At 69.1% G+C, this 23,222-nt stretch carries 22 protein-coding genes; 10 read left to right on the forward strand and 12 right to left on the reverse strand.

Annotation, left to right across the window (positions count from 1 at the left end):
* Positions 1 to 95: 95 nt before the first annotated feature.
* The 4 genes from E0H75_RS15675 to E0H75_RS15690 all read left to right on the forward strand — a co-directional run bounded on the left by E0H75_RS15675 (position 96) and on the right by E0H75_RS15690 (position 3,607).
* Positions 96 to 593: a DUF402 domain-containing protein gene (locus tag E0H75_RS15675; RefSeq protein ID WP_131514289.1), complete on the forward strand. Its 498-nt coding sequence runs from the start codon at positions 96 to 98 to the stop codon at positions 591 to 593.
* Positions 594 to 597: 4 nt separating this feature from the next.
* Positions 598 to 1,182 (forward strand): dihydrofolate reductase family protein, encoded by a 585-nt coding sequence (locus E0H75_RS15680; RefSeq protein ID WP_131514290.1) that lies wholly within the window; start codon positions 598 to 600, stop codon positions 1,180 to 1,182.
* Between the two features lie 101 nt (positions 1,183 to 1,283).
* Positions 1,284 to 3,191, forward strand: a complete 1,908-nt coding sequence (locus tag E0H75_RS15685) for a Na+/H+ antiporter (RefSeq protein WP_131514291.1) — start codon at positions 1,284 to 1,286, stop codon at positions 3,189 to 3,191.
* A complete protein-coding gene (locus tag E0H75_RS15690; protein ID WP_131514292.1) occupies positions 3,191 to 3,607 on the forward strand; it encodes an HIT family protein in 417 nt (138 codons plus the stop codon). Before E0H75_RS15685 ends, E0H75_RS15690 begins: the two co-directional genes overlap by 1 nt.
* 496 nt (positions 3,608 to 4,103) lie before the next feature.
* On the opposite strand, the gene E0H75_RS15695 is transcribed toward E0H75_RS15690, so the two are convergent.
* Entirely contained in the window at positions 4,104 to 4,415 is a 312-nt protein-coding gene (locus tag E0H75_RS15695) for a hypothetical protein (protein WP_131514293.1), read from the reverse strand.
* Positions 4,416 to 4,474: 59 nt separating this feature from the next.
* The gene (locus E0H75_RS15700) at positions 4,475 to 5,047 is read right to left on the reverse strand and encodes a HEAT repeat domain-containing protein (RefSeq protein WP_131514294.1); all 573 of its coding nucleotides are present in this window, start codon (positions 5,045 to 5,047) and stop codon (positions 4,475 to 4,477) included.
* 81 nt (positions 5,048 to 5,128) lie between these two features.
* On the opposite strand from E0H75_RS15700, the gene E0H75_RS15705 reads away from it, so the two are divergent.
* Together E0H75_RS15705 and E0H75_RS15710 are read left to right on the forward strand one after the other, a co-directional pair.
* Positions 5,129 to 5,728 carry an RNA polymerase sigma factor gene (locus E0H75_RS15705; protein ID WP_131514295.1) on the forward strand — a complete coding sequence of 200 codons (600 nt, stop codon included), beginning with the start codon at positions 5,129 to 5,131 and terminating at the stop codon, positions 5,726 to 5,728.
* Positions 5,725 to 6,777 (forward strand): hypothetical protein, encoded by a 1,053-nt coding sequence (locus tag E0H75_RS15710; RefSeq protein WP_202873007.1) that lies wholly within the window; start codon positions 5,725 to 5,727, stop codon positions 6,775 to 6,777. Before E0H75_RS15705 ends, E0H75_RS15710 begins: the two co-directional genes overlap by 4 nt.
* Positions 6,778 to 6,843: 66 nt before the next feature.
* Here the strand turns inward: E0H75_RS15710 and acnA are convergent, their stop codons facing one another.
* From acnA to E0H75_RS15740, 5 genes are all read right to left on the reverse strand, one after another.
* Complete coding sequence (acnA, locus tag E0H75_RS15715; protein ID WP_131514296.1) at positions 6,844 to 9,618, reverse strand: aconitate hydratase AcnA; 2,775 nt, start codon at positions 9,616 to 9,618, stop codon at positions 6,844 to 6,846.
* A 142-nt stretch (positions 9,619 to 9,760) separates the two neighbouring features.
* A complete protein-coding gene (locus E0H75_RS15720) occupies positions 9,761 to 10,693 on the reverse strand; it encodes an LLM class F420-dependent oxidoreductase (protein ID WP_131514297.1) in 933 nt (310 codons plus the stop codon).
* Positions 10,694 to 10,703: 10 nt separating this feature from the next.
* Positions 10,704 to 14,642, reverse strand: coding sequence for a hypothetical protein (locus E0H75_RS43085; RefSeq protein ID WP_165553776.1), 3,939 nt, complete (start codon positions 14,640 to 14,642; stop codon positions 10,704 to 10,706).
* 36 nt (positions 14,643 to 14,678) lie between these two features.
* The gene (locus tag E0H75_RS15735; protein WP_131514298.1) at positions 14,679 to 15,875 is read right to left on the reverse strand and encodes a class I SAM-dependent RNA methyltransferase; all 1,197 of its coding nucleotides are present in this window, start codon (positions 15,873 to 15,875) and stop codon (positions 14,679 to 14,681) included.
* Complete coding sequence (locus tag E0H75_RS15740) at positions 15,872 to 17,902, reverse strand: APC family permease (protein ID WP_131514299.1); 2,031 nt, start codon at positions 17,900 to 17,902, stop codon at positions 15,872 to 15,874. Before E0H75_RS15740 ends, E0H75_RS15735 begins: the two co-directional genes overlap by 4 nt.
* A 120-nt stretch (positions 17,903 to 18,022) precedes the next feature.
* Between E0H75_RS15740 and E0H75_RS15745 the strand changes: the two genes are divergently transcribed.
* Both E0H75_RS15745 and E0H75_RS15750 read left to right on the forward strand, forming a co-directional pair.
* Positions 18,023 to 18,685, forward strand: a complete 663-nt coding sequence (locus E0H75_RS15745; RefSeq protein ID WP_131514300.1) for a potassium channel family protein — start codon at positions 18,023 to 18,025, stop codon at positions 18,683 to 18,685.
* Positions 18,685 to 19,359, forward strand: coding sequence for a potassium channel family protein (locus E0H75_RS15750; protein WP_131352281.1), 675 nt, complete (start codon positions 18,685 to 18,687; stop codon positions 19,357 to 19,359). The genes E0H75_RS15745 and E0H75_RS15750 overlap by 1 nt, the downstream gene beginning before the upstream one ends.
* Before the next feature lie 6 nt (positions 19,360 to 19,365).
* Here E0H75_RS15750 and E0H75_RS15755 read toward each other — a convergent pair whose 3' ends face one another.
* From E0H75_RS15755 to dut, 4 genes are all read right to left on the reverse strand, one after another.
* Positions 19,366 to 20,193 carry a DUF3159 domain-containing protein gene (locus E0H75_RS15755; protein WP_131514301.1) on the reverse strand — a complete coding sequence of 276 codons (828 nt, stop codon included), beginning with the start codon at positions 20,191 to 20,193 and terminating at the stop codon, positions 19,366 to 19,368.
* Entirely contained in the window at positions 20,186 to 20,575 is a 390-nt protein-coding gene (locus E0H75_RS15760) for an OB-fold nucleic acid binding domain-containing protein (protein WP_131514302.1), read from the reverse strand. Before E0H75_RS15760 ends, E0H75_RS15755 begins: the two co-directional genes overlap by 8 nt.
* An 18-nt stretch (positions 20,576 to 20,593) precedes the next feature.
* Entirely contained in the window at positions 20,594 to 21,232 is a 639-nt protein-coding gene (locus E0H75_RS15765; RefSeq protein ID WP_131514303.1) for a DUF3710 domain-containing protein, read from the reverse strand.
* Between the two features lie 80 nt (positions 21,233 to 21,312).
* A complete protein-coding gene (dut, locus tag E0H75_RS15770; protein ID WP_131514304.1) occupies positions 21,313 to 21,765 on the reverse strand; it encodes a dUTP diphosphatase in 453 nt (150 codons plus the stop codon).
* A gap of 52 nt (positions 21,766 to 21,817) precedes the next feature.
* Here dut and E0H75_RS15775 point away from each other — a divergent pair, with 52 nt between their 5' ends.
* On the forward strand, positions 21,818 to 22,273 hold the full coding sequence (locus E0H75_RS15775) for a DUF3093 domain-containing protein (RefSeq protein ID WP_131514305.1): 456 nt from the start codon (positions 21,818 to 21,820) through the stop codon (positions 22,271 to 22,273).
* A gap of 30 nt (positions 22,274 to 22,303) precedes the next feature.
* A complete protein-coding gene (locus E0H75_RS15780) occupies positions 22,304 to 22,627 on the forward strand; it encodes a DUF4235 domain-containing protein (protein ID WP_131514306.1) in 324 nt (107 codons plus the stop codon).
* Between the two features lie 74 nt (positions 22,628 to 22,701).
* Here the strand turns inward: E0H75_RS15780 and E0H75_RS15785 are convergent, their stop codons facing one another.
* On the reverse strand, positions 22,702 to 23,001 hold the full coding sequence (locus E0H75_RS15785) for a DUF4193 domain-containing protein (RefSeq protein WP_130379292.1): 300 nt from the start codon (positions 22,999 to 23,001) through the stop codon (positions 22,702 to 22,704).
* Between the last annotated feature and the right edge of the window lie 221 nt (positions 23,002 to 23,222).

The raw sequence follows: 23,222 nt of genomic DNA on the forward strand, positions 1-23,222 counted from the left end.
TCTGGTCCACACCTCAGAGCAAAGTTGCACGAAGCTGCAGGTCTTGGATTCCAGGCCCGGCCTGGGGTGCAACCCTGCGCCGATAGGTTGAGCGCATGCGGAACGTCCGGGTGGTCTATCGCAAGTACGACGAGAAGCTGCACTGGCACCAGTGGATGCGCTACCTGGGCGAGGACGAGTACGGCGTCTGGCTCGGGGCGCCACCGAACTCGGTGGCGCAGCGCGGCGACGAGCCGGAGATCGTCCAGTCGCAGGCGGTGGTGCAGCTGTTCCCGCGGGACAAGTGGTTCACCGCGGCGTTCAACGACGAGCCGCGCTGGACCGAGATCTACTGCGACATCACCACGCCGGTGGAGTTCGGCGAGGACGTGTTCACGATGATCGACCTCGATCTCGACGTGATCCGGCGACGGGACGGGACGACGGTGCTGGTCGACGACGAGGACGAGTTCGCCGAGCACCAGGTCAAGTACGGCTACCCGGCCGACGTGATCAAGACGGCGCAGGAGACCTGCGACTGGCTGGTCGGGGCGGTCGTGACCGAGGAGCCGTTCCTGACCGTTTACAAGACCTACCTGGACAAGGTGCGATAGCCCGATGGCAACGATCCGGGTGTACATGACCATGTCGCTGGACGGTTACGTCACCGGTCCCCAGGACAGCATGGACGATCCGATGGGGGTCGGCGGGTTCCGGCTGTTCAACTGGCTCGACCGGCGCAACGACCCGGGGGTGAGTGGCCAGGTGGTCGGGGAGTCGATGGCCACCCGGGCGCTGATCGCGGGACGCCGTACCTATGAACACGCCAATCACTGGCAGGGCGACCACCACAACGGCGTTCCGATGTTCATCCTGACGCACAACGTGCCGGACGGACCGCCGCCGGGCACCGTCCGCTTCGTCACAGACGCGCGCGAGTGCGCTGCGCAGGCCCGTGCGGCAGCCGGCGACGGAGACGTGATGGTGCACGGAGCCGGGGCGACGCAGGCGTTGCTCGCGGCCGGTGAGGTCGACGAGCTCGAGATGCACGTCGTACCGGTCCTGCTCGGTCAGGGCCGGCGGCTGTTCGACAACCTGCCGCCGGATCACGTCGAGCTGGAGTTGATGCGGCAGCTGACCCCGGGCGACGAGGTGGACCGCCTCCAGCAGGTCACCCACCTGCGCTACCGCGTGGTGCAGTGAACGCTCACTCGAAGTGACCGACGGATGCCGCTGACCTGATCCGGCTCCGCTCAGGGCGAACCGAGGGGGCCGAACCGGCTCCGCACTGCCACACTGTGCGCGTGCATATCGCGATCGAGGTCGTGGCCCTCGTCGCCGTGGTCGCGGCCGGGGCCGCACTGGCCCGGCGGCTCGGGATCTCGGCTCCCCTGCTGCTGGTGGTCATCGGGATCGCCGCGTCGTACCTCCCGTTCGTGCCCCGGGTCGAACTCGAGCCCGAAGTCGTCCTGGTCGGTTTCCTCCCGCCGCTGCTGTACTCCGCGGCGATCAAGACCAGCCTGGTCGACTTCTCCCAGCACCGGCGCTCGATCGGACTCCTGTCGGTCGCACTGGTCGTGTTCACCGCCCTCGGCGTCGGCCTGGTCGCGTACTGGCTGCTCGGCGCCGTCGCGGAGTCCCAGGGCCACGAGCCGCTGCCGTTCTGGGCCGCCTTCGCGATCGGTGCGGTCGTGGCGCCGCCGGACGCCGTGGCAGCGACCGCGATCGCGAAACGAGTGGGTCTCCCCCGGCGCGTGGTCACGATCCTCGAGGGCGAGAGCCTGCTGAACGACGCGACCGCGCTGGTCTGTCTCCGGACGGCCATCGCGGCCGCTGTGGTCGCGCCGACCGTGCTGCACGTCAGCCTCGACTTCCTCCGCGCGGCCGGTGGTGGTGTCGCGATCGGCCTGCTCGTGGCGTTCGTGCTGGCCAAGGTCCGCCGCCGCTTCACCGACCCGGTGCTCGACACGACCCTCAGTCTGACCGCGCCGTTCATCGCCTACATCGCGGCCGAGAACCACTACGTGCACGCGTCCGGCGTTCTCGCCGTCGTCGTCACCGGGCTGCTGCTCGGCCACAAGGCGCCGATCATCCAGTCGGCCAAGTCGCGGATGTCGGAGCGCACCAACTGGCGGACGTTCCAGTTCCTGCTGGAGAACACGGTCTTCCTGCTGATCGGCCTGCAGACCCGGTGGATCCTGGACGACCTGTCCGAGAGTCCGCTGCCGGCCTGGCTGATCGCGGTGACGACGATCGCGGTGTACCTCGCCGTCGTACTGCTCCGGCCGATCTGGATCATCCCGACCACGATGCTGTCGCGGCGGGTCCTCGGTCCGTCGCGGCCCGGTCCGGTGTCCTGGGGGGCGCTGATCGTCGTCTCATGGGCGGGTATGCGCGGTGTGGTGACGCTTGCCGCGGTGTTCACGTTGCCGGAGGAGACGCCGGACCGCGAGGTGCTGGTGTTCATCGCTCTGGCTGTCACCGCGGGCACTCTGCTCGTGCAGGGGTCGACGCTGCCGTGGGTGGTACGCAAGGTGCGGCTACCCGGGCCGGACCCGGCGGAGGATGCGCTGCAGGAGGCCGCCGTGCTGCAGGGAGCTCATCGTGCTGCGATCGAGAAGCTGGACGAGATCGCCGGGCCAGAGGATCCGCCGGAGGTGCTCAACGTCCTGCGTCAGCGGGGCGAGGCGCGGTCGCAGGCCGCGTGGGAGCGGCTCGGGCGTCCGGAGACCGAGTACGAGACTCCCAGCGAGGCGTATCGCCGGTTGCGGATCGCGATGCTGGGGGCTGAGCGGGAGCACATCCTGAAGGTCCGGGACGCCGGCCTGGTCGCCGACGAGGTGCTGCAGCGGGCGCAGATCGCACTCGACATCGAGGAGTCCGTCCTGGATCGCGATGAGGACGACGACGTCGGCGGCCAGTCCGAGGACCTGCGGATCAAGATGCCGCCGGGCGGCGCCTGCAAGCACCTCGAGCAGACGCCCCTGGTGCGGACCCCGAACACGCCGGACGGCTGTGAGGAGTGTCTGGCCGAGGGCATCACGTGGGTGCACCTGCGGCTCTGCCTAGGCTGTGGCCATGTCGGCTGCTGTGATTCGTCGGTGATGAAGCATGCGAGCAAGCACTATGAAGAGACCAAGCACCCGGTGATGCGCAGCTTCGAACCGGGTGAGAACTGGCGGTGGTGTTTCGTGGACGAGAAGCTCGGCTGATGGCGGACTGTCTGTTCTGCTCGATCATCGCCGGTACGACGCCGGCCCAGATCGTGCTGGAGACCCCGGAGATCGTCGGTTTCCTGGACATCCGGCCGGTCTTCAAGGGCCACACGCTGATCGTGCCGCGCGAGCATGTGCCGACCATGGTCGAGATGACCGACGAACTGCTGGTGCCGCTGTTCGGCACGGCCCGGTCGGTGGCTGCTGCCGTGCGTACGGCATTCGATGCGCAGGGGTCGTTCGTCGCGGTCAACAACGTGGTGTCGCAGTCCGTCCCCCACCTCCACGTCCACGTCGTGCCACGCACCAAGGGAGACGGCCTCCGCGGCTTCTTCTGGCCCCGCACCAAGTACGCCGACGACACCGAAGCCGCCGAGTACGCCGGAAAGCTCCGAGCTGCCCTAGCTGACTAGGTGTATCCGGTCAGGAGGTTGGTGCCAACCACGATCGCGCCGACCGGCATCACGGACCCGCGACGAGCCTGCTGAACCCGCAGGATGCGCGCGGGCCGCCCACCTCACACCCACGACCTTGTGCACCGGCCAACCACCCGCCGCCAGCTGACATGGTCGACCCGAGCACAAGGTCGCAGCCCGCCCCGGTGACTACCCCGGCCGGATCACGGTCCGCACCGGTGGCCGGCCGCCACGGGCGGACCCGCAGCACTCACCAACCATCCGCAGACCGAGGCCGCCGCGCTCACCTCAGGCCTGCAGGTCACCCGACAGAAACGTTGATGAGTGCTGCACGTCCACACCACCCCCGCCACCATCACCCGGGATATCGTGCGCCTCCCCACCAGACGCGCTACATCGACCCAGTGATCCCAACCGCAACCAACCCCCTGGCCGGGTACAAGTAGGACTGCTGGGGGGAGCCCGGATGACCGGGCTCACCCGACTCGGCGTGCTACGGGCGGGCGGTTGCCCAGGCGACCGTGTCGTCCGTGGCGGACGTGGCGGACGTGGCGGACGTGGTTAGCGTCCGCGCGGTGAGTGGTCCCAGCCCTTGCTGATCCTGCCGCGCGAGGCGACGTACCCGTCCCAGGCGTCCATCGAGGTCCGGCCACGGGTCGCCGCTGGCGACGCCGAGGGTGAACGGGTCCTGCCGGACCGGCGTCGCGGCGGTAGTCGTCGGGGTGGTCAGGGTCGAGGTCAGGCCGGCCACAGCCGCAGTGGAAGCCAGACCGGCTTTCAGGACGGATCTACGGGAGGTCTCCATGCGCCGACCGTTCCCGCCGAGAGTGTGCGGCTGCTGACCTCCAGGTGACCATCGGGTGACTAGGTACGCCGTTCGAAACGGCGATCCAGCCGCTTCTCCAACCGAGCCAACGCTGCCTCGGCGGCGGCTCGCACCGCCGGATCGGGGTCGTCGACCAATTCCTGCAGCGGCTCCGCGTGCTCGGCCTCGCCGGCGGCGCCGATCGCCCGGGCGGCTGCGGCGCGGACCCGGGGAAGCTCGTGCGACAGGTCCGGGACGAGCGCGTCCGCCAGTTGACCCAGCTCGTGCTTCGCGGTGATGCGGGCGACATGCTCACGAACGCGCCAGGCCGGATCTTCGACGGCGACGAGCAAAGCGTCGACGACGTCGTCGCGCCAGACGTAGAGGAAGACCCGAGCCGCCCAGACCCGGATCCAGTAGTAGTTCACCGGGTCGACCGGCTCCGACCAGCCGCCCGGGTTGGCGCTGCCCGTGATCGCCACCAGCTTCGGCAGGTCGGCGCCGTACGCGTCCTCCCCCGAGATCTCCCCGGTGAGGAACGCGATGCACCAGTCGATCACCGTGTCCTGCCCGTGCTCGGCACATGCGCGCAGCACGACCTCGCGCGGATGGTCACGACCCTCGGCAGCCATACCGTCAGTAAAGCCGCACCCGCCGACAAATTCTGGACGCCGACCTGTAACGACCCCCGCGGTCCCGGACATGGATCCGATATGACGAGTACGCCGAGTCCACCCCGAGCGGTGGCACTTCGTGCTGTTTCGGATCGTGAGCTCCGCTTCCGCGAGCTCTTCGAGAACAACTACCGGCACCTGCTCGGCTATGCGCTGCGACGCGTGGCTTCTCCCGACGACGCCGCCGATATCGTCGCGGACACGATGCTCGTGGCCTGGCGCCGGTTCGACGAAGTACCGGTCGACGGCACCGCGCGGCTGTACCTGTACGGCGTGGCGCGCCGCGTCCTCGCCAACCACCGGCGCGGCGAGATTCGGCGGGACCGGCTGGCCGAGCGGCTGCGCCTGCAACTGGCCGAAGCCACGCCGGACCAGACCAGCCTGGCCGACTCCACGGTCGCGATCCGGGAGGCGCTCGCCAAGCTCAGCGACAACGATCGGGAGCTGCTCATGCTCACCGGCTGGGACGGTCTCGATCCGCGTGAGGCCGCGGTCGTGCTCGGTGTCCCGGCCCGCACCGTCCGGACCAGGTTGCACCGGGCCCGGGTGAGATTGCGCCGGGTCGTCGGAGACGCTTTCACCGGTGACGGACACGTACGGGATGACCAGCACGCGCCAGCAGTTCAGGAGGAGCGATGAACGACCACGAGCTCGACCGGCTGCTCGCGCGGGCCAACCCGTTCGGCGACGACTCGGTCCGGCGACTGCCGGCCGATGCCGCCGCGTCCGACCTGTTGGAGGAGATCGTGACCACCACCGCACCGACCCCCGAGCTGAGACCGAACCGCCGGCGACGCGTCATCGTCCTCGTCGCTGCAGCGGCTGCGATCGTCATCGCGCTCACCGGTGTGTTCTTCCCGCGCGGCAACCCCGCCGCACCGACCTCGGCGTACGCCAACGAGGTCCGCGCCGTCGCGGAGGCGAACCAGCGCCTGCTCGTCGACGCGCCTGGCTGGAAGGTCAGCCGGGTCGACGAGTTCACCACCGACCTCGGCGAGATGACCTTTGCCAACGGCAACCAGCGCCTCGAGGTGTTCTGGCGGCCGGCGGACCAGTACCAGACGTACTTCGACGACCGGGCCCACGACAACGCGCACGAGCCGATCACACTGCTCGGGCAGAAGGGGACGATGTTCCGGTACACCGACACCGACTTCACCACGATCCTGCCCGCGAAGGGCAAGAACTTCCTCGAGATCCGCGGCGGCGCCGGCGACGAGACGGCGTACCGCGCGCTGGTGCGGAAGCTGAAGCCGGTCGGCGTCGACGAGTGGCTCGACGCCCTGCCCGCGTCCGCGGTCAAGCCGGCCGACAACAAGAAGACCGTCGACGCGATGCTCGAGGGCCTGCCGACGCCCGACGGTTTCGATACCGCGAAGCTGTACCAGCAGACCGTCGGCGACCGGTACCAGGTCGGGGCACGGGTCACCGGAGCGGTCAGTTGCGCGTGGCTGGACCAGTGGACCGCGGCGAAGAAGTCCGGTGACCGGGCGAAGGTTGCCGAAGCAGTCGCCGCGATGAAGACCAGCCACGGCTGGCCGATCCTGAAGGAGATGGCCAAGGACGGGGCCTACCCGGACGTGATCTGGGAGTACGCCGACAGCATCGCGAAGGGCCAGGCGCCGGCAGGGCTGGCGAAGACCCCCGATGCGGAGCTCGGCTACGTGGATGGCCTCGGCTGCAAGTAGTCCACAGACGAGTACGGCGTACTCCGGTTGAGGGGCCGGGGTACGCCGTACTTTCGTTGCTGCTTGTCAGCCCGCGATCAAGGACCGGAGCACGTACTGCAGGATGCCACCGTTGCGGTAGTAGTCGGCCTCGCCGGGGGTGTCGATGCGGACGACCGCGTCGAACTCCTTCACCGAGCCGTCGGGCGCCGTGACCTTGACGTGCACGGTGCCCGGGATGTCGCCGTCGTTCAGCGTGGTGACGCCGGTGATGTCGAAGGTCTCCTCGCCGGTCAGACCGAGCGACTCCGCCGTCTCACCCTCCGGGTACTGCAGCGGGAGGACGCCCATGCCGATCAGGTTCGACCGGTGGATCCGCTCGAAGGACTCGGTGATCACGGCCTTCGCCCCGAGCAGCGCCGTACCCTTGGCGGCCCAGTCACGCGACGAACCTGAGCCGTACTCCTTGCCGGCCAGGATCACCAGCGGCGTACCGGCCTCGGCGTACGACTGCGCCGCCTCGTAGATCGAGGTGACGGGTGCGTCGTCCTTGGTGAAGTCGCGAGTGAAGCCGCCCTCGGTGCCAGGGGCGATCTGGTTGCGCAGCCGGATGTTCGCGAACGTGCCCCGGATCATCACCTCGTGGTTGCCGCGGCGCGAGCCGTACGAGTTGAAGTCCTTGCGCGCGACGCCGTGGTCGGCCAGGTACGTGCCGGCCGGGCTGTCGGCCTTGATCGAACCGGCCGGGGAGATGTGGTCGGTGGTGACCGAGTCGCCCAGCTTGGCCAGGACCCGTGCACCGGCGATGTCGGTGACCGGCTCCGGGTCCTTCGCCATCCCGTCGAAGTACGGAGGCTTGCGCACGTACGTCGACTCGGCGTCCCAGGCGAACGTCTTGCCCTCAGGCGTCGGCAGCGACTGCCAGCGCTCGTCACCGGCGAACACGTCGGCGTAGTCCTTGGTGAACATCTCCTTGTTGATCGAGGAGGCGATCACCTGCTCGACCTCGTCCGCGGCCGGCCAGATGTCCTTCAGGAACACGTCGTTCCCGTCGGTGTCCTTGCCCAGGGCATCGGTCTCGAAGTCGAAGTCCATCGTCCCGGCCAGCGCGTAGGCGATCACCAGCGGCGGGCTCGCCAGGTAGTTCATCTTCACGTCGGGGTTGATCCGGCCCTCGAAGTTCCGGTTCCCGGACAGCACCGAGACGACCGCCAGGTCGGCCTCCTGCACGCCGGCCGAGACCGGCTCGGGCAGCGGGCCGGAGTTCCCGATGCAGGTGGTGCAGCCGTAGCCGACCAGGTGGAAGCCGAGCTTCTCCAGGTACGGCGTGACGCCGGCCTTCTCGTAGTAGTCGGTGACGACCTTCGACCCGGGCGCGAGCGACGTCTTCACCCACGGCTTGGACGCCAGGCCCTTGTCGACCGCGTTCTTCGCCAGCAGGGCGGCCGCCAGCATCACCGACGGGTTCGACGTGTTGGTGCAGGAGGTGATACTCGCGATCACGACATGGCCGTGGTCGAGCTCGATCTCCGCGCCGTCCATGCTGATCGTGGTCTTCTTCGACGGACGGCCCGGACCGCCGTGCGGCACGTGCGGCTCGTCGTTCACGTTGCCGTGGCCGTTCGGCGCGTCGCTGGCCGGGAAGCTCCCGGTCTCCGACGGGTCGACGTCCAGCTCCTCGGTCGCGTAGTCGGTCAGCGCACCGCGGAACGCCTCCTTGGCCTCACTCAGCGCGACCCGGTCCTGCGGCCGCTTCGGCCCGGCGATCGACGGTACGACGGTCGACAGGTCCAGCTCGAGGTACTCCGAGAACCGCGGCTCGACCGACTGGTCGTGCCACAGGCCCTGCTCCTTGGCATACGCCTCGACCAGCGCGACGTCCTGGTCGCTGCGGCCGGTCAGCCGCAGGTAGTCCAGCGTGACGTCGTCGATCGGGAAGATCGCGCAGGTGGAGCCGAACTCCGGGCTCATGTTGCCGATCGTCGCGCGGTTTGCCAGCGGCACCGCCGCAACACCCTCGCCGTAGAACTCGACGAACTTGCCGACCACACCGTGCTTGCGCAGCTGCTGGGTGATGGTGAGCACCACGTCGGTCGCGGTCGCACCGGCCGGCACCGAGCCGGTCAGCTTGAAGCCGACGACCTTCGGGATCAGCATCGACACCGGCTGGCCGAGCATGGCCGCCTCGGCCTCGATGCCGCCGACGCCCCAGCCGAGCACGCCGAGGCCGTTCACCATCGTGGTGTGGCTGTCGGTGCCGACACAGGTGTCCGGGTAGGCCACGCCGTCGCGGACCATGACGGTGCGGGCGAGGTGCTCGATGTTCACCTGGTGCACGATGCCGGTGCCCGGCGGGACAACCTTGAAGTCGTCGAACGCGGTCTGGCCCCAGCGGAGGAACTGGTAGCGCTCACCGTTGCGCTGGTACTCGAACTCAACGTTGCGCTCGAACGCGTCCGGCCGGCCGAAGACGTCAGTGATGACCGAGTGGTCGATGACCAGCTCGGCCGGGGCCAGCGGGTTGATCTTGGTCGGGTCGCCACCGAGCTCGGCGACCGCCTCGCGCATGGTGGCCAGGTCGACCACACACGGCACACCGGTGAAGTCCTGCATGATCACCCGCGCCGGGGTGAACTGGATCTCGGTGTCGGGGGCCGCGTTCTGGTCCCAGCTGCCGAGCTTGGTGATGTGCTCGGCGGTGATGTTCGCGCCGTCCTCGGTGCGCAGCAGGTTCTCCAGCAGCACCTTGAGCGAGTACGGCAGCGTGTCCGCGCCCTCGATGCCCGCCAACCTGAAGATCTCGTACGACTGTCCGTTGACCTCGAGTGCACCCTTGGCACCGAAGCTGTCGACGCTGGCCATCAGCCTGCTCCTCTATCCGGTCCTGTTCGCTGAACCCATCCTGCCGAGCACGCGGCCCGGCCGCGAGGTCAGGTTCCCCTAACCTCGCGCCACAAACTCTCTCGACATCAAGATACACGACATCGAGCCAACTTTCCCGCCGTCAGGAAACCTGTGGAAGAACTTCCGCCGCGATCAGGTCGAGGTGGTCGAGGTCCTGGAGGTCCATGATCTGGACGTACTGGCGCTGGGATCCGACGGCGGCGTACTGGCTGAGCCGGTCGACGACCTCGGCGGGGGTGCCGGCGATCGAGTTCTGCCTCAGGTCGTCGACGTCGCGGCCGATCGCGTCGGCGCGCTGCTTGACCTCCGCGTCGTCCTTGCCGACGACAACGGTGTGTGCGGTGGACAGAGCGAGGGTCTTCGGGTCGCGGCCGATCGCATCGCAGGCGGCCTGGACGCGCCGGAACAGAGTGTCGGTGAGCTCGACGGTGCGGAACCCGGCGTTGAACTCACTCGCGAACTGCGCCGCGAGAGCCGGCGTACGCTTCTTGCCCGCGCCGCCGACGATAACCGGCGGGTGCGGCTGCTGGACCGGCTTCGGCAGCGCCGGCGAGTCGGTCAGCTGGTAGTGCTTGCCGGCGAAGTCGTACTTCTCCCCCACCGGTGTGTCCCACAGGCCGGTGATCAGCTCGAGCTGCTCGGTCAGCAGGTCGAAGCGGCCGGGGGTGTCCGGGAAGTCCATTCCGTACGCCTTGTGCTCGGCCTCGTACCAGCCGGCCCCGAGGCCCAGCTCGGCGCGGCCGCCGCTCATCTGGTCGACCTGGGCGACCGTGATCGCGAGCACGCCCGGGTTGCGGTACGTCGCCGAACTGACGAGCGTGCCGAGCTTGATCCGCTGCGTCTCACGGGCCAGGCCGGCCAGCGTGATCCATGCGTCGGTCGGTCCGGGCAGGCCGTCGTGATCGCCCATCGCCAGGTAGTGGTCGGACCGGAAGAACGCGTCGAACCCGTTCTCCTCGGTCTTGCGTGCCACCGCGAGCAGATCGTCGTACGAGGCACCTTGCTGGGGTTCGGTGAAGATTCTGAGAAGCATGGCGCCAACGCTATCTTGCGGTCGTGTACAGCCTTTCCAGGTACGACGGCTGCCACTGCGGACCGCGACCGTACAGTCGCCGGACCAGACCGTTGACGTCGAGCCGCGGCTCCACCGGGTTGTCCCACCAGTCCGGGACGCGGTCGTACCAGCGGTCCACCCGCATGGTCCGGCCTGCCGCGTCGATCCGGGCGAACAACCAGCCGCCGAGCTCGCTCTCCGCCTCGGTCACCCACAGATCGCCGAGCAGCCCGCTCAGCTTGTCCGCGGCGAACTCCGGGTCGTCCACGTCCGGCGGCTCCAGGTCGAACCGGTACGACGGCGCGGCCGGGTCGAGCACCTGGACCTGGATGGTGAACCCCGACGGGACGATCGCGGTCCGCGCGCGGCACCAGGCATGCAGCGCCTCGAACGCCACCGACTCCTGCGGCCGCGGCCGAGGCCGCTCCACCTCGGCCCGCAACGCTTCCTCGATAGACCCCGGCACGAGCTCGATCGCCGGCCCATCAGACCCAGCCAACGCGAGCCCAGGAATAGACATCCGCTCAATAACCCGAGCCGCCGGAACACCCAAGTCCGCTCCGACCCCATCCGACTCCGGCAGGCCGTCAGCCCCGGCGACCGGTACGACGCCCGTCTGAGTGTCGTCATCCGCGTCCTGCTCGGCACCCACCACCGGCACAGCGCCCGTCGGAGTGTCGTCATCCGAGAAGCCGTTGTCCCCCGCGAACGCCACAGACTCAGCCGGCACGTCCCCCGGGAAGCCACTCCCCTGCACAACCGGCACAGACCCAGTCGGCACGTCATCGTCATCCACACCCGAGAACCCGTTCGGGTGTCCGACCGGCACAGACCCGCCAGGCGCGTCGTCGCCATCTCCACGAAGGACACGCCCGCCCGGCTCCCCACGCGTGAAGCCGTTGGCATGCCCGACCGGCACCTGTCCGGCAGGCGCGTCGTCGTCCTCGGACCTGGCGTCCGCGTTCACCACAGGCATAGGCCCGGTGGGCGCCTCGTCGTCCACCAGACCTGACGCCGCGCTCGCCTCGGGCGCATTCACGATCGGCCCAGGCCCGGCAGCGACGTCGTCCTCCACCACCGGGATCTCCCCGGTCGGCGCATCCGCATCCGCCACCGGCACGGAGTACGCACCAGCCTCCTCCGCCTGCCAACCCCGGTCCGCAGACCCGCCCCACACCTCCGCCCGGGACACATCCGACCCGGACACGTCTGGAGTCGACGCCTGTGGAGCCGACGCGTGCGGTTCCGGCGTGTGCGGAGCCGACTCCGCCTCCGCCTGAGTCCAGCCTTCCTGCATTTGTGCAGGTTCAGCCTGCGCCCACCGGTCGTCTTCCGGATCGGGGTGCTGCCAGGACCCGTTCTCATGCTCGGACTGTTGGTACTGCACAGCCTCGGCCGCCGGCTCACCCCACCGCTCGTGTTCACGCCCCGGCTGTGAAGCCGGCTCCGGGTGGGGCCACTGGTCCGGCTCATGCTGCGCGGCCGGCTCTGGCGGGGGCCAGTGGTTCGGGTTGTGCTGGGGACCGGGAGCCGGCTGGGGCTGGTGGCCGGGGATGGGGTGGGGTTCGGTGTGGGGGTGGGTCCACTGGTTGGGGTTGGGGTCTGGGGTTGGCCAGGGCCCTTGGTCTGGGTCGGGTTCTGGTTGTGGTGCTGGGGTTGGGTCGGGTTCTGGGGTCAGTGGTTCTGGCTCGGGGGCGGGCCATGGCTCGCGGTCCGGATCTGGGTCTGGGTGCGGCTGCGGGTCCGGGGTCGGGCTCGGTGCGGGCTCTGGGTGGGGCTCTGGGCGCGGGAATGGGTCCGGGGTTGGTGACGGCTGTGGGTCCGGCTGCGGCCAGGGGGCCGGGTGGGGCTCTGGTTGGGGCCAGGGCTCCGGCTGGGGCTGCGGCCACGGTTGTGGTTGAGGGTGAGGCTCAACTTGAGCTTTAGCCTCGACCGGAGCCTCAGGCAGCTCCGCCGACACGGCTGGGACCTCGGCCGTCTGGTCGTCGAGCTCGTCGACCCGAACCGCAGGAACCTCAGCAGTCTGATCGTGCTCGGGCTCCCCCGCCCCCACCGGCGCGAACGGCGAAGGCCCAGTAAACGACGCCAGCTCCTCCTCGTCGTCGTCCTCAAACGAGTCCACGTCGCCCCGCGCAACGCCTGCCTCGCCTGGCGCAACGCCCGCTTCGCTCCAGGCACCGCCGGGCTCGTCCCGCGAAGCGTCGGCCTGGTCCCGCGGAGCGCCTGCCTCGTCCCATGCACCAGCGGCTTGGCCTCGCGCTACGCCAGCTCCGCCCCGCGCAACATCACCCTCGAACCGCGCAACGCCAGCCTCGCCACGCACGACGTCAGCGTCCGGGGTGACGCCTGCCTCGTGTTGGGCGGTGTCGGATTGGGCTTGGGCAGGGGTGGTTGCGAAGGGCGACTGGCCGCGGTCTGGGGTGGCGGGGGCGAAGGGGGATTGGGCGGCTTGTGGGTCGGTGTCGGGGACGGCAGCTATTTCTGCGGTGGGGGCTTCGTCGTCGTCTGAGGAGGTGGCGGGCTGGGGGTGGTAGTTGGCGGCGTCCTCGACCCACTGACCGTTGATCCAGGCGCCGCCGACCCACTCTCGTTCGGGCTCGGGCTCAGGAGCGGCGGTCTCGTCGGCGAACGGGTTGTACTCGCTGGTGGCTTCCTGCTCGCTCCAGCCGGCCTGCTCGGCGGTCTCCCAGTCCTGCTCAGCAGCATCCTGCTGGTACGACGCCGCCGAGGGACCGTCCGCGAACAGGCTCGCGTAGAAGTCCTCCCCCTCGTGCACCCCACCACCGACACGCGGCGGCTCCGACGAAGGCAGACCACCGCCGTACGCCGGCAGCCCGCCACCCGACACATCGTCCGGCAGATACGTCCCAGGAGCCGGCCCACCAGCCGCGCCGCCAGCCGCGCCACCGCCCTCGCCCCCGAAACCGGCCGGATGCTCAGGAGCGTTCTCGTGCTTACGCCGCCGCAGCCACCCCTGCTTCTTGCCGGTGACCCCGTACTCCGCCGGCGCCTCCGGCCGGTACGCGACCTGCTGATACACCGCCGGCCCCTCGAACGCAGGCTCCTCCTGAACAGGCTGCTCATGAACAGGCTGCTCGTACGACGGGACCAATGGGGCCTCGTCGATCGGCTGGCCGGTGAACGGGCTGATGCCGGGCGGCACGATGAAGGACTGCTCGTCCTCCTCGTCCACCGGGGCAGGCCCGTCGGATGCTCCAATCACAACATCCTCAACGACCGACACCTCGGCTGTGTCAGGGTCGTCGGCGAAACTTTCCGCGACTGCAAAGTTCCGGGTGAAGTCCTCGGCCGCGACGACGCCGGACGGCAGGTCCGGCTGGACCGGCGATCGCGCGTCGATCTCGAAGTGATCGAAGAACGCCTGCAGCGCCTCCAAGGAGATGCCGGACGAGCCGGCGGTCTGGATCAACTGCACCCCGAACGGCTGCAGCTCGTCCAGGCCGCCGAGGTAGTCCGCCCACTCCGCGACCCACTCGATCATCTCCGCGGCGGCGTCCGCGTCCGAGGTGATCCACTGCCCGATCTGCGTGAACCCGTCCTCGGCCGGCTGCCACGGATCTCCCGGGTACGCCGCCCGCGCCCACGTCCCGTTGAACGCGCCGTACACGAACCCGAGCTCGCCGGCGGTCTGGCGCCGCCGAACCTCCGGCTGGCCGATCCAGTCCGGCGACCCCGCCAGCAGGTCGGCGCGCCTCGTCTGGCTGTGCTGCGTCTGGAACCCGAACAGGACCGCGCGCCCGTCCTCGAGCCGCTGCATCCGCAGCACCGACCCGGTCTCGTCCTGGTGGTGGTACCCGTCCTCGTCGGCGTACCACCGCCGGTCGAACCCGGTGGCATGGGCGACCGCGGCGAGTGCGGTCCAGCGGGCGCGCAACTCCTCCGGGTCGTCCAGGTCAACCAGCGGCATCAGGTCTCCAGCGCATTGGAATCCAGGGCCAGAACGCTACCCGAGCCCTCCGGACACCACCACTTCACCTTCCACGGGCTCGAGGATGGCGACGCACTCGATGTGGTGGGTCATGCCGAACAGGTCGAAGGCACGCAGCGACGCGATCCCGTACCCGAGCTTCCCGAACGTCTTCAGATCGCGCGCCAGCGCCGCCGGATCACACGCCACGTACGCCACCCGCCGCGGAGCCAGCGCCGCGATCCGCCGTACGACGTCCTTGCCCGCACCCGTGCGTGGTGGGTCCAGCACGACCAGGTCCACGTGCTCGAGTCCCTGCCCGGCGGCCGCGTTCAGCACGCGGTCGACATCACCGGTCTCCAGCGTGACGCCCGGCAGGTCGTGCAGGTTCCGCCGCGCGTTGCGCACCGCGTCCTTGTCGCCCTCGATCGCCAGTACGGCGCACCCCGCCTCGGCCAGGAACGCCGCGAACAGTCCGACCCCGGAGTACAGATCCAGCGCGGTCTCCCCCGCCGCAGGCTCCAATCCACTCAGTACGGCGTCCACCAGCGTCTCCGGAGCGGCCGGGTGCACCTGCCAGAACCCGCCGGCCTCCACCCGGAACCGCCGGTCGCGCACCACCTCGACGACCCGTCCGCCGGGCTCATCGCCCGTCAGCAGGGCGGTCTTGCCCTCCGACGACACAACAGCCTGCACGGACGACTCGCCCGGCCATCGCTGCCCCAGTACGTCGGGCGCGTCCGGGTGAGCGATCAGGCACTGCTCGATCGGGATCAGGTCGTGCGAGCGGTGCGCGTACATGCCCGGCCGGCCGTCGACAACGGCGTACCGCATCCGGGTACGCCAGCCGAGACCGTCGTCGCCCGGCGACTCCATCACCACCGTGCGCTCGATGCCACCGATCCGCCGGAGCGTGTCCGACACCACTGTGGCCTTCAGTCGCCGCTGCTCGACGATGTTGGCGTGCTGGAAGTCACACCCTCCGCACAGGCCCGGTCCGGCGTACGGGCAGGGCGCCTCGATCCGCTGCGGTGACGGTGTCAGTACCTGCACGGCGTCAGCCCGCAGGTACTTCGCGGTCTGCTCGGTGATGCGGGCATGGACCAGCTCACCCGGCAACGCGTGCCGGACGAAGACCACCTGCCCCTCGTGCCGGGCCACACAGTGTCCCCCGTGCGCTACTGGTCCTACTTCCAGCTCGACTACCGTCCCGACGATGTCCTCGTCCGTCACCGATCTCCTGACGCCTTGCGGGCCCCACGCCGTACCTGGCCGGCGACCCGTTCCACCCGGTCCTGCCGTTCCTGGGCCACCTGCGAAGAGATCAGCTGGTAAGGAACGGACGTAACCATCACACCAGGTGTGAACAAGAGCCGCCCCTTGAGCCGCAGTGCGCTCTGGTTGTGCAGGATGTGCTCCCACCAGTGCCCGACCACGTATTCGGGGATGTAGACCATCACCACGTCCCGCGGCGACTGCCGCCGGATGTCGCGCACGTACTGCAGGATCGGCCGGGTGATCTCCCGGTACGGCGAGGCGAGCCGCTTCAGCGGAACCGGGATGCCCCGGTTGTCCCACTCGGTCTGCAGGGCCTCGGACTCGTCCCGGTCGACGTCGACCGTGACCGCCTCGAGCATGTACGGCCGGGCCGCCTTCGCGAACGCCAGCGCCCGCAGCGTCGGCTTGTGCAGCTTCGACACCAGCACGATCGCGTGCACCCGCGACGGCAGCATCAGCGGCTCGTCCCCCTCGACCGCCATCTGCTCGCTGACCCGGCTGTAGTGCCGGCGGATGCCCTTCATCAGCATGAACAGCACCGCCATCGCGATGATCGCGATGTACGCGCCGAGCAGGAACTTGGTGATCAGCACGATCACCAGCACCACGCCGGTCAGGGTCAGGCCGACCGTGTTGATGATCCGGGACCGGATCATCCGCGCCCGCGCGCCCGGGTCCTGCTCGTCGCGCAGCAGCCGGGTCCAGTGCCGGACCATGCCGGTCTGGCTGATCGTGAACGAGACGAACACGCCGACGATGTAGAGCTGGATCAGCCGGGTCACCTCGGCGTTGAAGGCGACGATCAGCACGATCGCGAAGCCGGCCAGGATGACGATGCCGTTGCTGAACGCGAGCCGGTCACCGCGGGTGTGCAGTTGACGTGGCAGGTAGCCGTCCCGGGCCAGGATCGAGCCGAGCACCGGGAAGCCGTTGAACGCGGTGTTCGCGGCCAGCACCAGGATCACGCCGGTGGCGGCCGCGACCAGGTAGAAGCCGGGCGAGAAGTGGTCGAAGATGCCCTTGGCCAGCTGCCCGATCACCGGGTCCTGGTGGTAATCGGGGCCGACGGGAACTCCGTCGCGGGTCAGCTGGGTGGCCGGGTCCTCGGCGAACCGGACCTTCATCACATTCGCCAGCGTCACCACGCTGATCACCATCAGGATCGAGATGCTGCCGAGCAGCGCCAGCGTGGTCGCGGCGTTCCGGCTCTTCGGCTTCTTGAAGGCCGGTACGCCGTTGCTGATCGCCTCTACGCCGGTGAGCGCGGCGCACCCGGAGGAGAACGCCCGCAGGATCAGGAACGCCATCGCGAACCCGCTGGCGCCGTGGGCGAACGGGTCCTCGGCCGCGATGCCGAAGCCTGCGCTGGACGCATCCGGCAGGTGGCCGAACAACAGCCGGCCGAAGCCCCAGGCGGCCATCCCCAGGATGGTGAACATGAAGATGTACGTCGGGATCGCGAACGCGGCCCCGGACTCGCGGACACCGCGCAGATTCATCGTGGTCAGGAACAGCACCGCGATCACGGCCGCCGTGGCCTGGTGCCCTTCCAGCGCCGGGATGGCCGACGCGGCGTACTGCGCGGCGGACGAGATCGACACCGCGACAGTGAGCACGTAGTCGACCATCAACGCGCTGGCTACCGTCAGGCCGGCCGTCGGACCCAGGTTGACGTTGGCGACCTCGTAGTCGCCGCCACCGGACGGATAGGCGTGCACGTTCTGCCGGTAGGACAGCACCACGACAACCAGGACCACGGCGACCGCGAGCGAGATCTTCCAGGAGATCGTGAGCGCCGCCAGACCGGCGATCGACAGGGTCAGGAAGATCTCGTCCGGGGCATACGCGACCGACGACAGCGCATCGCTGGCGAAAACGGGGAGGGCGATGCGCTTGGGCAGCAGGGTCTCGCCCAACTGGGTGCTGCGCAGTTTGCGTCCGAGCAGCAGCCGTTTACCGATATCGCCGAGAGCGGGGGTCACACCGGTGATGTTAGAGGGAAGCGCGGTCCGTGATGTTAGAGGGAGCCCCGGTCCGGTGTAGCGTCTATCCCTGCCGAGTCCGACCCAGCCGCCCCAGACGGGGCAGGGAGTGATCACCGAGTGCACGTCGTCATCATGGGCTGCGGCCGCGTCGGGTCGACGCTCGCGCGAGGCCTGGAGAAGCGGGGCCACACGGTCGCGATCATCGACCAGTCGGCCGATGCCTTCCGCCGGCTGAGCCCGAACTTCACCGGCCGGACCATCGTCGGGATGGGCTTCGACCGCGAGATCCTGATCGAGGCCGGGATCGAGGACGCGGAGGCCTTCGCCGCGGTCTCGAACGGCGACAACTCGAACATCCTCGCCGCCCGGGTGGCCCGGGAGACCTTCGGCATCAACAACGTGGTCGCCCGGATCTACGACCCCGGACGTGCCGAGGTGTACCAGCGGCTCGGTATTCCGACCGTCGGCACTGTGCGCTGGACCGTCGACCAGATGATGCGCCGGCTGCTGCCGGAGGGCTCCGAGCCGGAGTGGCGCGACCCGTCCGGGACGGTCCGGCTGGCCGAGGTCCATGTGCACTCCGAGTGGGTCGGCCGGCTCGCGTTCGACATCGAGAAGGCCACCGGTGCCCGGGTCGCGTTCCTGACCCGGCTCGGCGAAGGAGTCCTGCCCAAGGCCGACACGGTCATCCAGGAGGGCGATCTGGTCCATGTCGTGATGCTGGAGCGGGACGCCGCCGCGATCGAGTCCCAGCTCGGCACCAAGCCTGAGGAGCTGTGATGCGGGTAGCCATCGCCGGCGCCGGCAACGTCGGTCGTTCGATCGCCGCCGAGTTGCTGGAGAACGGCCACGAGGTGCTGCTGATCGACAAGGACCCACGAGCGATCAAGGCCGAGTCGGTGCCGCAGGCCGAATGGCTGCTCGCCGACGCGTGCGAGCTGTCCTCACTCGAGGAGGCCGCGCTGCAGCGTTGTCAGGTGGCGATCGCCAGCACCGGCGACGACAAGGTCAACCTGGTCGTCTCGCTGCTCGCCAAGACCGAGTTCGGCGTTCCCCGGACTGTTGCCCGGGTCAACCATCCGCGGAACGAGTGGATGTTCAACGAGGCCTGGGGTGTCGACGTCTCGGTGTCGACGCCGCGGATCATGTCCGCACTGGTCGAGGAGGCTGTTTCGGTCGGCGACCTGGTCCGGCTGTTCACCTTCCGCCAGGGCGACGCGAACCTGGTCGAGCTGACTCTGCCCGAGGACTCCCCCATGATCGGTCAGCGCGTCGGCGACATCGACTGGCCGCTGGACACCGCGCTCGTGGTGATCCTGCGCGAGGGCCGGGTCCTGCGCCCGGACCCGGAAGGCACCCTGGAGCTGAACGACGAGCTCCTGTTCGTCGCGGCAGACGAGACCGAGGAACAGCTCGAGGACATCCTCTCCCCGCACCACCGCAAGAGCGAGTAGGGCCTTCTACTTCTTGTTGCCCCGGAGCAGGTGGGTGACGTGGTCGCGTGCCTCGTCCCACTTGTCCGGCGGCAGCGATCCGCGCAGTACGGCGTACGCCATCCACAGCGCCAGGGCGTAGAACGGAAGGCCGAGGCCGACCTTCGCGATGCCCAGCGCGTTCAGGTAACCGGCCAGGTACAGCGGGACCTGGACGATCAGGCGGATCGCGAACAGGCCGACGAACACCATCGTCGCGCGCGAGAACCCCTTGAGCATCGCCGGGTCCTTGCGCCAGGCCGTGCCGGTCTGGGTGATCACGCCGTACAGGACGCCGAACAGGGGCCAGCGGATCAGCACGGTGATCAGGTACAGGGCGCCGTACCCGAGGTTCGTCAGCAGGCCGGGAACGTAGACGTCCTTCGCGTCGCCGGTGCGGTTGGCGACCCAGGCGGAGATCAGGACACCGACGAAGCCGCCGAAGACGTTGCGCAGCGGCTGCTTGCGGATCAGACGGAGTACGGCGGCGAGTGCACCCGAGCCGACCGCGACGATCAGCGCGAGCCGCAGGTTGTGGTCGGACGCGCCGTAGACGATCAGGAACGCGATCCAGGGCAGGCCGATGTCGAGCAGGGCGCCCCAGCCACCGAGCGCGTGGAAGAAGTCCTTGTCGGTGGTCTGCGGCTTCGCGGGCTTCTCGGCCGGCTGCTCCGACTCCGGAGCGGGCTGCTGGTCCGCGGTGAGTTCGTGCTCGGCGGCGTCGAGCTCGGGGCGCAGGATCTCGACCAGCTTCTCCTCGAGGTTCTCCTCGACCTGGTCCCGGCGCGACTGCGGCCCGGACTGCGGCTCAGCCATGCGCAGCCGTCGGACGGAGTTCGTAGCGCGGGTTGAACATCACCCGGTCACCGTCCACGACCCCGATCCGCCCGGAGGCGATCAGTTCCGAGCCGGGATGGATCCCAGCGATCCTGCGCCGGCCGAGCCAGATCAGCTTGACCGTCCCGGTGCCGTCGTACAACTCACCCTCCAGTGCCGGTACGCCGCCGCGTGGGCTGAACGTGATGGTGCGCAGCGTGCCGTACAGCGTGACCAGTTCGCGGTCGTGGCAGCCGGTGATGGACCGGGCACCGCAGTCCTGCGCGAAGTCCTGGAGAACCTCGGCGTCCTGCTGGTCCCGGTCACCGGCCAGCCCCCGGAAGGCACGCCGAAACAATCCCTCGGGTTTGTCGCTACCCATGATTCGAGTGTAGTCCGTTCAGCCCTGTTCTTCGTCCGCGGGCTGAGCGCCCGGCGGGAGCCGCAACGGCAGCGATTCGCGGACGGCCATCGGCTCACTCCCGCGGACCACGATGACGTTGCGCAGCGCCTGCTCCATCGTCGACGCGGCGTCGGGTTCGACCGCGGCGCGGCCGAGCACAGTAGCTCGCAGCAGCCAGCGCGGGCCGTCCACACCGAGCACCCGCGAGGTCTGGCTGAAGATCTGGCCCTCCGGGTCCTCGACCGGCACGACCAGCACCAGCTCGGTGCCGAACGATCCCTCGGACTCGGTCGCCGTACCGCCCATCCGGCTGGCCTCGGCGGCGATCTCTCGCCGTACCTCGGACCAGATGCCGCTCGTCTTCGGCGCCGCGAAGGCGCGCAGTTCCAGAGCGGAGTCGTCCAGCACCAGCAGTACTGCCTGCACCTGGCCGCTCTGCTCGTCGACCTGCAGCCGCAGTTCCATCCCGGGCATGCCGGTGACCACCAGCGCGCCCAGGTCGATGCGGTCCTCCGCCTCGAGCACCTCGGGGTCGACCTCAGCGGAGTCGAACGGCCCGACGGCAGGCGCCTGCGGCGCGGCGTCCTGCTCGGTCGTCTCGGGGTCGTCGTTCTTGGCCTTGCGGCGGAAGATCACTGTTCTCTACTTCCCTGGTTCTTCGTCTTGGTACAGCCGCCGTAGTTTCGCGCATCCGTCAGGTCAACGGGCGCAGGTGTTCAGCGTGTCACATCACCGAAACCGCCGGTCGAGCCGTACCCCCCGTCACCGCGGGCGGAACCCGGCAGCGACGTCACCTCGACGAACCGCGCCTTCTCCACCTGCTGGATGACCAGTTGCGCGATCCGGTCGCCGCGCCGCAGCGTCACCTCCGCGTGCGGGTCGTGGTTGATCAGGCACACCTTGATCTCGCCGCGGTAACCCGCGTCCACGGTGCCCGGAGCGTTGACGATCGAAACGCCGTGCGTTGCCGCCAGGCCGGACCGTGGGTGTACGAAGGCGGCGTACCCGTCCTGCAGCGCGATGGCGATGCCAGTGCCGACCAGACCGCGCTCGCCAGGCTTCAGAGTGATGTCGCCGGCCGCCACCAGGTCCGCGCCGGCGTCGCCCGGATGCGCGTAGGACGGAACGGGCAAGTCAGGGTCGAGTCGCTGGATCAGTACCTCGGTCACGAGAGCAGACCCTATCGACGTGCCTGGACCGCCCACGTGCCAGGCTGGTGCTGTGCCAATTTATCGTGAACGCCTGAGCGTGCCGGTGTCCTGGTGGATCATCGCCGTGGCCCTGGTCGTCACGCTGTTCGCCATCGTGACTGTGCCGGTCGGGATGTTCGCCGGCACCCTCGTCGGCGGCGTCGCCGCGCTCATCCTGGTCCTCTGGTTCGTCCAGTACGGCGCCGCGCGGGTCGTGGTGGACGGTGAGCGGCTGCAGGCCGGGCGGGCCGTGATCGGACGGGCGTTCCTCGGCAAGGTCGAGGCACTGACCGGCGACGACGCGCGGCACGCGTTCGGACGGGACTGCGATCCGAAGGCCTACCTACTGCTGCGCAGCTATGTGAAGGGCGCGGTCCGGGTCGAGATCACCGATCCGCGCGACCCCGCGCCGTACTGGGTGATCGCCACGAGGCACCCGGACCGGTTGGCAGCGGCGCTGACGGGGCACAGCGTGGCAAGATCCTGACTGTCGGGGACTTGCGTTAGGGAGGCTGCTGTGGTCGGAGCGAAGATCGGCTGGAAGCTGGTGCAGGCCGCGTTCACCATCGTCGTGGGTCTGCTCGCGAACAAGGCGGTGACCACGGCCTGGAAGATCGGCTCAGGTGGCAAGCCGCCGAAGAACGGCCAGGGCGGGTACGTCGAGGTCGTCAGCTGGGCGGTGGCGAGCGGGGCCGCGGCGGCGGCCGCGAAGTTGTTCGCGGAGCGGCGGGCGGCGTCGTACTGGCTCAAGTCGACCGGGTACGCACCGCCGGGGTACGAGCAGGACGCGAAGGCCCCGGGCGGCCTGGTCAAGAGCGTCGAGAAGCAGCTCGAGAAGTAGGGCAGACAACAGCGGGACCGTTCCCAGGGGTCTGGGAACGGTCCCGCTGTGGGTCAAGAAGAAGGGCGCTGGTGTCAGGCTGCGCAGTCGCGGCAGATCAGCTGCCCGTTCTTCGTCTCGGCGAGCTGACTGCGGTGGTGTACCAGGAAGCAGCTCGAACAGGTGAACTCGTCGGCCTGGCGCGGGAGCACCCGCACCGCCAGCTCTTCGTGGCTCAGGTCGGCGCCGGGCAGCTCGAAGCTCTCCGCGGCCTCGGCCTCGTCCTCGTCGACCTTGCCGGAGTTCTTGTCGTGACGGCGAGTCTTCAGTTCCTCGATCGACTCTTCGGATGCGTCCTCGTCCGTCTTGCGCGGGGCGTCGTAATCAGTCGCCATGGTGTTTCCCTGCCCTCTTCGTACCCGTGGTGTTGCCTGCTGAGCCCTTGAACGGGTAAAGCGGCCGAGAAATTCCGCGCCGAAGCACCGCGCTGAATCTTCGTCCCCCGAAACCCTTGACAGTCAGGCCGGGACCGGCAACTACCGTTCCCGAGGACGGGATTGTGCCCTATGAAGGGCCCTTCGCGCGCGTCGGGGTCCATGTATTGACCCGCGTGTCT

This window comes from Kribbella capetownensis (assembly GCF_004331485.1).
GTDB lineage: Bacteria > Actinomycetota > Actinomycetes > Propionibacteriales > Kribbellaceae > Kribbella > Kribbella capetownensis.

Bases quoted from the DNA above. Each gene is read 5' to 3' on its own strand.
- E0H75_RS15695 (WP_131514293.1), bottom strand. From the start codon at position 4,415: ATGGAGACCTCCCGTAGATCCGTCCTGAAAGCCGGTCTGGCTTCCACT.
- E0H75_RS15720 (WP_131514297.1), bottom strand. From the start codon at position 10,693: ATGCTTCTCAGAATCTTCACCGAACCCCAGCAAGGTGCCTCGTACGAC.
- E0H75_RS15760 (WP_131514302.1), bottom strand. From the start codon at position 20,575: ATGGGTAGCGACAAACCCGAGGGATTGTTTCGGCGTGCCTTCCGGGGG.
- acnA (WP_131514296.1), bottom strand. From the start codon at position 9,618: ATGGCCAGCGTCGACAGCTTCGGTGCCAAGGGTGCACTCGAGGTCAAC.
- E0H75_RS15675 (WP_131514289.1), top strand. From the start codon at position 96: ATGCGGAACGTCCGGGTGGTCTATCGCAAGTACGACGAGAAGCTGCAC.
- E0H75_RS15700 (WP_131514294.1), bottom strand. From the start codon at position 5,047: ATGGCTGCCGAGGGTCGTGACCATCCGCGCGAGGTCGTGCTGCGCGCA.
- E0H75_RS15690 (WP_131514292.1), top strand. From the start codon at position 3,191: ATGGCGGACTGTCTGTTCTGCTCGATCATCGCCGGTACGACGCCGGCC.
- E0H75_RS15750 (WP_131352281.1), top strand. From the start codon at position 18,685: ATGCGGGTAGCCATCGCCGGCGCCGGCAACGTCGGTCGTTCGATCGCC.
- E0H75_RS15705 (WP_131514295.1), top strand. From the start codon at position 5,129: ATGACGAGTACGCCGAGTCCACCCCGAGCGGTGGCACTTCGTGCTGTT.
- E0H75_RS15680 (WP_131514290.1), top strand. From the start codon at position 598: ATGGCAACGATCCGGGTGTACATGACCATGTCGCTGGACGGTTACGTC.
- E0H75_RS43085 (WP_165553776.1), bottom strand. From the start codon at position 14,642: ATGCCGCTGGTTGACCTGGACGACCCGGAGGAGTTGCGCGCCCGCTGG.
- E0H75_RS15785 (WP_130379292.1), bottom strand. From the start codon at position 23,001: ATGGCGACTGATTACGACGCCCCGCGCAAGACGGACGAGGACGCATCC.
- E0H75_RS15710 (WP_202873007.1), top strand. From the start codon at position 5,725: ATGAACGACCACGAGCTCGACCGGCTGCTCGCGCGGGCCAACCCGTTC.
- E0H75_RS15755 (WP_131514301.1), bottom strand. From the start codon at position 20,193: ATGGCTGAGCCGCAGTCCGGGCCGCAGTCGCGCCGGGACCAGGTCGAG.